The organism is Dietzia sp. B19, assembly GCF_014145155.1.
Taxonomy (GTDB): Bacteria; Actinomycetota; Actinomycetes; order Mycobacteriales; family Mycobacteriaceae; genus Dietzia; species Dietzia natronolimnaea.
The window spans coordinates 1-6,949 of record NZ_JAALED010000023.1 but is presented as its reverse complement, the minus strand read 5'-3'; the positions used below and the strand labels follow the sequence as shown (position 1 = coordinate 6,949).

The following is a 6,949-nucleotide window of genomic DNA, read 5'->3' as shown; positions in this document are numbered from 1 at the left end:
GCGCCCACTCCATGAGCTCCGGATCCGAACCGTAGTAGTACTGGCCGTGCTCGGTGGTGCCGGAGAAGGTGGAGCGGTCGCGGTGTGAGTTCTCGATCGTCACCATGGCGTCGTCGACCGTGCCGAACGTGGTGATCTCGATGAGGTCGTGCAGGTAGCCGTCCGCGGACCAGGGGTTCTCGACCGCGTCAGCGGCGGTGAGCGCGGCCGCGAAGGCGGGGTTGGCGGCCAGCATGAGCAGTCCGGTGGTCACGCCGATCGGGGTGGCCGCGTCGCCGTGGACACGCCAGATCGGGTCGCCCGGGTGGAACCAGCGGGGCCCCGGGATGTCGAGGATCGAGCACACGGGGGTGTCCGCCGCACCGCGTGGATCAAGTGGTGACATGGGCACGCCCTGGGGTAGTTGCGCCGTGCGTGACGGCCGGTTGAGTCCTGACGACGACTGTAACTCCCGTCCCGCCCGTCGGCCGGTATTCCCTGGGGGCGGGCTGAGAAAATCCCGTGAACGTACGACGGGGACACGGCCTCTAGGCTGGCAGTGCACACCCGAGAGCCCCGAACCGCACCAGGAGACGACACGTGAGCCCTTCCCCCCTTCCCGCCCCCCGCACCGGCCCCGTCGTGCCCGACCGCTTCGCGGGCAGGACCGCTCTCGTCACCGGCGCCAGCCGTGGGATCGGTCTGGGGATCGCGCGGCGACTGCTGTCCGAGGGTGCGTCCGTGGTGATCACCGCCCGCGGGCAGGAGGGCCTCGACGAGGCGGTCGCCGAACTGGGTGCGCCGGACCGGGTGCTCGCGGTGGCGGGGAAGTCCGACGACGAGGACCACCAGCGCGAGGCGGTGGCCCGGGCCGAGGAGGCGTTCGGGCCGGTGGACCTGCTGGTCAACAACACCGGCATCAATCCCGTCTTCGGTCGGACGGTCGACGTGGACCTGGCGGCCGCCCGCAAGATCACCGAGGTCAACGCACTGGGCACCCTGGCGTGGACGCAGAAGGTCTATCACTCGGGTCTCGGTGAGCGCGGCGGGGCGGTGGTCAACGTGGCCTCGATCGCGGGACTGGCACCCTCGCCGGGCATCGGGTGGTACGGCGCCACCAAGGCACTGGTCATGCGCCTGACGCAGGAACTCGCGGTGGAGGTCGGCCCCGCCGTCCGCGTCAACGCGGTGGCGCCGGGGGTGGTCAAGACACGATTCGCCGAGGCCCTCTACTCCGGCCGCGAGGAGCAGATGTCCGCGGCACTGCCGGCGGGCCGGTTGGGGGTGCCGGACGACATCGCCGGCCCGGTGTCGTTCCTGCTCTCCGACGACGCCCACTGGATCACCGGGCAGACGCTCGTCGTGGACGGCGGGGCGCACATCGTCGGCGCGGGACTGCAGGGCTGACATGGCCTCCATCCAGGAGTTCTGCGCCTCGACCGGCCGCTCGCTCGAGGCGAGCCCCCCGATGGCGGTGGCCGCGCAACCGCTGACGTGGGTGGACAACCCGCCGTGGCAGCGGATCGAGTCGCCGGAGCCGTCGGCGGTGATCTACGTGGACCCGGGGGCCCACCGCGACGGCTTCTCGCCCAACGCCGTGGCCACCTGCGCCCGCGTGGCGCCCGCGATGTCCACCGACGACGCGGTGACCATGATCGTCGCCACCGCGGAGGTCCTGTCCGACTGGACGGTGCTGGAGGAGGTCGCGGGCGAGGGGGACGAGGACGCCGGCGCCGTACGCAGCATCTACCGCTACCTCCGCGGCACCTACACGGCCGAGCCCGGCGAGATGGCCACCTCGAGCCTGATCGTGGGATGGAGCGACGACGAGGCGACCTATGTCTTCCAGTTCGTCGTGACCGGGTGGCGCGAGGACGCGGCCCTGCACGACTCGGCGATGGACTGCCTGCTGATCGGGGAGTGGACGGCAGGCCAGATCGTCGGCGCCATGAGGGGTTGACGCACTCGGGCGGCCGCGGCGTGTCCCGCTAGGGTGGGCGGGATCGAAGTCAGGTGACCAGGAAGGCGGGACCGCCGGTGCAGCTACGCGAGCTGAGTGTGACGGGGGCGTGGGAGATCACCCCCCGCCGGATCTCGGACGACCGCGGGGTCTTCCACGAGGCGTTCACCGACCCGACCTTCCGCCGCCTGACCGGGCACCGTTTCGACCTCGCACAGGTCAACGTGTCGGTCTCGGGGGAGGGGGTCCTGCGCGGCCTGCACTACGCCGACGTGCCGCCCGGGCAGGCCAAGTACGTGATGTGCCCGTCCGGGACGGTGTTCGACGTCGTGGTGGACGTGCGGGTGGGGTCGCCCACGTTCGGTGAGTGGTCCGGGGTGGTCCTCGATTCGAGCGACCAGCGGGCGATCTACGTCCCCGAGGGCGTGGCGCACGGATTCCTCTCGCTGGAGCCGCAGTCCACGGTCATGTACCTGTGCTCGGAGGGGTGGCGACCGGGTGCCGAGCACGCGGTGGACGCGTTCGACTCCCACATCGCGATCGACTGGCCCTCCGTCGCGCTCGACGGCACCCCGATCACGCACGTGATGAGCCAGAAGGACCGCGACGCCCCGAGTCTGCTCGACGTCGCGGCCGCGGGGCGCCTGCCGCGATGGGAGGACTGCGAGGCTCACGTGGAGCGTCTGCGCGAGGCCACCGCGCGGGTGGACGAGAAGTGGCGCCCGAACGCGGACTGACATACCCTAGGGGGTATCGAACGACGCCCTGTCGGGTCGAGAACTCCATGAAGGAGGACGCCATGTGTTATCCCGTCGCCTGTTCCGTCTGCGGCAAGACCACCTGGGACGGCTGTGGTCAGCACGTCGACCAGGTCAAGGCGGCCGTGCCCGCCGAGAAGTGGTGTGGAGGCGAGCACCCGGTCCCGGCTCGATAACCCCCGGCCCGGTAGTCCCGGCCCGGTAGTCCCGGCGAGGTGGCCCCGGGGCGCCGCGGTCCCGACCTCCATCGGGGGCGTCGGTCCCCACTCCCGCGCCACGGACCCGTCCGGCGGGGTAGAACCGGGGGACACGCACTCCCGTCCCTCCCGGAGGCCCCAGTGAGCACCCCGTACGTCCTCGTCGAGCGCAGCGGTCCGATCGCGCGCGTGACCCTCGACCGGCCCGAGCGCCGCAACCCCCTGTCGTTGCGGATGATGCGCGAGGCCACCGCCGCCATCCGCGACCTCGGTGACGACCCGTCGTGCGGCGTGGTGGTGGTGACCGGGTCGGGCCCGGCGCTGTCCGCCGGGCACGAGATCGGCGAGATGATCGACCGCACCCTCGACGAGGAGCGTGAGGTCTTCGACACCTGCGTCGAGCTCATGGAGTCGATCCAGGCCATCCGCCAGCCCGTGATCGCGGAGGTGCAGGGCCACGCCGTCGCCGCCGGGTGTCAGCTCGTGGCGACCTGCGACCTCGCCGTGGCCGTCGACACCGCGAGGTTCGGCACCCCGGGCGTGAGGATCGGCCTGTTCTGCTCGACCCCCATGGTGGCGGTCTCGCGGAACATCGGCCGCAAGCGCGCACTCCAGATGCTCCTGACCGGTGAGACGATCGACGCCGCCACCGCGGTCGAGTGGGGCCTGGTCAACGAGGCGGTACCCGCCGACCGGCTCCGGGCCCGTGTCGACGAGCTGGCCACCCGGATCGCCGACGCCAGCCCGTTGACCCTGCAGATCGGCAAGCAGGCCTTCTACCGGCAGATCGACCTCCCGCAGGGCGAGGCGTACCGCGAGATGGCCGAGACCATGGCCACCAACGCGGTCACGTGCGACGCGCAGGAGGGCATGACCGCGTTCCTGGACAAGCGCGCCCCGCAGTGGCGCGGCGAGTGACGCCCGCCCGGGAGTTCCGGGCGGTGACCTGCCGGGCCGTCGTCGTGGGGGCCTCCCACTAGGATCTGCGCCATGGCGATCTCGGTGATGACGGTCTGTACCGGCAACATGTGTCGGTCACCGCTGGCCGAGCGGCTGCTCTCCGTGCGAGCCGCGCACGCGGGTGTCGACGTGGTCGCGGATTCCGCGGGGACGAGGGCGGTCAACGGTGTGGCGATCCACCCCGAGACCCGCCGGGTACTCGGGGCCCACGGCGGCGACGCCGAGGGTTTCGCCTCCCGTCTGCTCACGCCGCGACTCCTGCAGGGTCACGATCTGGTCCTCACCGCGACACGGGCCCACCGTGACGCCGTGCAGGAGATGGCCCCGCTGCTGTGGAAGAAGACCTACACGCTGCTGGAGGCGGCCCACCTCGCCGACGCCGACCGGGCGCTGACCCTCGCGGGGCTGGCGCGGGCCCGACTCGGCGTGGACACCGACGACCCGGCGTGGGACATCGAGGACCCGATCGGCCGCGAGCCCGAGGTCTTCGACCGGACCGGGGCGCAGATCAGCCACGCGGTCGACTCGATCGTCGATCTCCTGGCACGCTAGGGGTCCAGGGGTTTACGCCCGTCGAGATCCCGTAGGAAATCAGGGTCGTCGTCCGGTGCGATCACCCGCGGCGGGGCCGGCCGTGAACCGGGCCCGAAGGCCCGCCACAGCAGGATTGCCACGGTCACCACACCGATGAGTGCGAACAGCCAGATCACTCGAACCTCCTTCACACCACGATACGTATCCTGGTGTTCATGAGCGAGCGAGACGAGTCGGCAATCCCGGCACAGGTGACCACCGGAACCAGGCCCGGCGCACGGCTGGCCCGCAACATGATGTTCTACACCGTGTTGAGACTGCTGATGGTCGTGGCGTTGACCCTGGTCATCATAGGGATCGGCCGCCTCGCCGGGGTGGACGTCCCGGTGCTCGTCGCGGCGATACTCTCGGTGGTGGTCGCGCTACCGTTGTCCATGATCCTGTTCACCCGCCTGCGCGCGGAGATCAACTCCGACATCTCGGCGGTCGACGCCGACCGGCGGGCCAAGCGCGAGGACCTGCGTCGTCGGATGGACGAGGCCTGACCTAGCTGGTCGGTGCGGGCCAGGGCAGCGCCGGGAGCTGCTCCGACCCGAACGATCCCCTCCACCCGAACGGCGGCAGGACCGAGTTCTGGGCTGCCGGGGGTTCGGACTCGACGGTTCCGGGCGCGGTCGGCACCTCTGTCGGCGCCGGTTCCGTGGATCCGGTGGTGGGTTGGCTGACCTGTCCCCCGGTCGTGGTGGTCTCGACCTCGCCCGGGGTGGAGGGCTCCGTGCCTCCGGGAGAGGTGGGCGGGCTGGTCGGTGAGGTGGTCGGCGGCGTCGTGCCCTCCGGTGGGGTCACCGGCGTGCCCGGTGTCGTCTCCTCGGTGGTGCCGTCGCCCGGACCGTTCTCCGTCGGCTCGTCCGGGTCCCCGTCGGGCTCGTCGGCGTCGAACCACGGATCCTGCACACCGACGTCCGTCCGCGGCTGGGCCGGAGTCCACTGGGTGGTCGGGGTGCCCGTCGCGGGCTGGCGGGGAGGAGCGTAGGTCCCCGTCTCGTCGTCGGCGACGTACAGCGCTCCCGGGGCGGGCTGCACCCCGATGTAATAGCGGCTGAGGCAGTGGTCGGTGACGCTCTGGCTACCGTCCGTGAAGACGGTCATCCCGGGGGTGCCGCCGTCGGCCTCGGTCGCGCACCGCGCGATGAAGCGACCCGGTTGGGTCTCGCGCTCGGTCGGTTCGGCCGCGGAGGTCAGTTCGGTGGCAGAGGCGGACCCCGGGGCTTCCGACAGGACCTGCGGATCCGGCTGTGCGCACGACGCCGCCACCAGCGCGATCGCGCCGGCGGACAGGAGCACCCGAATTTGCATAACGATAGTGTCTCAGTTCCGTCAAAGGATGGCTACCGGTCGACGCTGTGGAACACGTCATGCCGGGGGTCAGATGCCGGCCGCCCGCGTGCGGACCGCGCCGAGTGAGGCCACGGCGGCGGCGAGGACGGCGGCCCCGAGCCCACCGACTCCCACCGTGATCAGATCGGTCACCGGTGGCGCGATGTTACCGGCGATCCCGGGGCCCACCATGGCGACCGCGCCGAGCCTGCCGAACGCCGCACCCAGGACCACCCCGAGTGCCGAGGCGCTCGCCGCCACCAGTGCGGTCTCCGCGACGAGCATCAGCCACACGCCGGTCCGGGTGACGCCCACGCCGCGGAGCAACCCGATCTCGCGCGTCCGCTCCCGGACCGCGAGCGTGAGCGTGTTGACCACTCCCACCAGTGCGAGCGCCACCGCCACCGCCAGCAGGAGCGAACTGGACGTGAGCACGGTCCGGACGGAGCCCGCGATCTGGTCGCGGGAGGCGAACGTCTCGGTGACCGCCAGCGACGGGTCGGCGTCCACCACCGCCGACCTCACCCCGTCGAGCGCCGCCTCGAGGGACCCGCCCTCGAGGTCGTCGTCCATCCGCAGCCACTGCTCGGTGCGCGGGACGAACTGCTGCGGGATCTCCTGACCCTCCGGCCAGGGGGATCCGTCCGGCAGGTGCGCCACGGGCCAGTCGGGGACGCTGCCCGGGGCGGCGAGGGCCCACTGGTCGGATGAGCGGCGCACGACGAGGTCCCGTCCGTCGTCGTCGGTGAAGAAGCGGAACCGGACGGTGTCGCCGTCACGGGCGTCCGCGGCGACGGGGGAGGACTCGGGCAGCACGATCTCGCCCGGGCCGGGAAGGGTGACCTCGCGGCGCATCACCTGTGCCACCCGTGACGGATCGGCCACGCGCAGGACCGTGCGCCTACCGTCGTCGTCGCGGGCGTACATGTCGACGACGACGAGGGAGTCCGCCACCCCGTCCAGTCCCGCCAGCTGCTCGGGCAGTCCGCCGGGCAACATCCCGTCGGGTGCGGTGACGGCCACGTCCAGCGGGACGCGGTCGACCAGTCGCGACTCGATGGCGGGCCCCAGCAGGGCGATCCCGGTGACCATGGTCGAGGTGAGGGTCACGCCCACCAGCACGGCGGCCGAGGTGGCGGCCGTGCGGCGCGGACTGCGCGCGGTGTTGCGTGCGCCGAGCAGGC

General features: G+C 71.7%; 11 protein-coding genes. 7 read left to right on the top strand and 4 right to left on the bottom strand.

From position 1 onward, the window contains the following. The coding region (locus G6020_RS01140; RefSeq protein ID WP_347238277.1) for an oxygenase MpaB family protein at nucleotides 1-385 on the bottom strand (385 nt) is incomplete at its 3' end. A 194-nt stretch (nucleotides 386-579) separates the two neighbouring features. On the opposite strand from G6020_RS01140, the gene G6020_RS01135 reads away from it, so the two are divergent. The 6 genes from G6020_RS01135 (at nucleotide 580) to G6020_RS01115 (ending at nucleotide 4,406) form a co-directional block, all read left to right on the top strand. Beyond that, nucleotides 580-1,386, top strand: a complete 807-nt coding sequence (locus tag G6020_RS01135; RefSeq protein WP_347238276.1) for an SDR family oxidoreductase — start codon at nucleotides 580-582, stop codon at nucleotides 1,384-1,386. Nucleotide 1,387: 1 nt separating this feature from the next. Continuing rightward, on the top strand, nucleotides 1,388-1,939 hold the full coding sequence (locus tag G6020_RS01130; RefSeq protein ID WP_182609381.1) for an LpqN/LpqT family lipoprotein: 552 nt from the start codon (nucleotides 1,388-1,390) through the stop codon (nucleotides 1,937-1,939). A gap of 77 nt (nucleotides 1,940-2,016) precedes the next feature. After that, the gene (gene rfbC / locus G6020_RS01125; RefSeq protein WP_182609382.1) at nucleotides 2,017-2,676 is read left to right on the top strand and encodes a dTDP-4-dehydrorhamnose 3,5-epimerase; all 660 of its coding nucleotides are present in this window, start codon (nucleotides 2,017-2,019) and stop codon (nucleotides 2,674-2,676) included. Nucleotides 2,677-2,738: 62 nt separating this feature from the next. Further along, complete coding sequence (locus tag G6020_RS17400; protein ID WP_259845221.1) at nucleotides 2,739-2,873, top strand: hypothetical protein; 135 nt, start codon at nucleotides 2,739-2,741, stop codon at nucleotides 2,871-2,873. 162 nt (nucleotides 2,874-3,035) lie between these two features. After that, nucleotides 3,036-3,812, top strand: a complete 777-nt coding sequence (locus G6020_RS01120; protein ID WP_182609380.1) for an enoyl-CoA hydratase — start codon at nucleotides 3,036-3,038, stop codon at nucleotides 3,810-3,812. Between the two features lie 72 nt (nucleotides 3,813-3,884). Continuing rightward, on the top strand, nucleotides 3,885-4,406 hold the full coding sequence (locus tag G6020_RS01115; protein WP_179523208.1) for a protein-tyrosine-phosphatase: 522 nt from the start codon (nucleotides 3,885-3,887) through the stop codon (nucleotides 4,404-4,406). Here G6020_RS01115 and G6020_RS01110 read toward each other — a convergent pair. Further along, entirely contained in the window at nucleotides 4,403-4,564 is a 162-nt protein-coding gene (locus tag G6020_RS01110; RefSeq protein ID WP_017837921.1) for a hypothetical protein, read from the bottom strand. The two genes, G6020_RS01115 and G6020_RS01110, sit on opposite strands and share 4 nt — an antisense overlap. Nucleotides 4,565-4,603: 39 nt before the next feature. Between G6020_RS01110 and G6020_RS01105 the strand changes: the two genes are divergently transcribed. Next, complete coding sequence (locus G6020_RS01105; protein ID WP_179523207.1) at nucleotides 4,604-4,933, top strand: DUF4229 domain-containing protein; 330 nt, start codon at nucleotides 4,604-4,606, stop codon at nucleotides 4,931-4,933. A gap of 1 nt (nucleotide 4,934) precedes the next feature. Here G6020_RS01105 and G6020_RS01100 read toward each other — a convergent pair whose 3' ends face one another. Continuing rightward, complete coding sequence (locus G6020_RS01100; RefSeq protein WP_182609379.1) at nucleotides 4,935-5,744, bottom strand: hypothetical protein; 810 nt, start codon at nucleotides 5,742-5,744, stop codon at nucleotides 4,935-4,937. A gap of 69 nt (nucleotides 5,745-5,813) precedes the next feature. Continuing rightward, the coding region (locus G6020_RS01095; protein WP_182609378.1) for an ABC transporter permease at nucleotides 5,814-6,949 on the bottom strand (1,136 nt) is incomplete at its 5' end.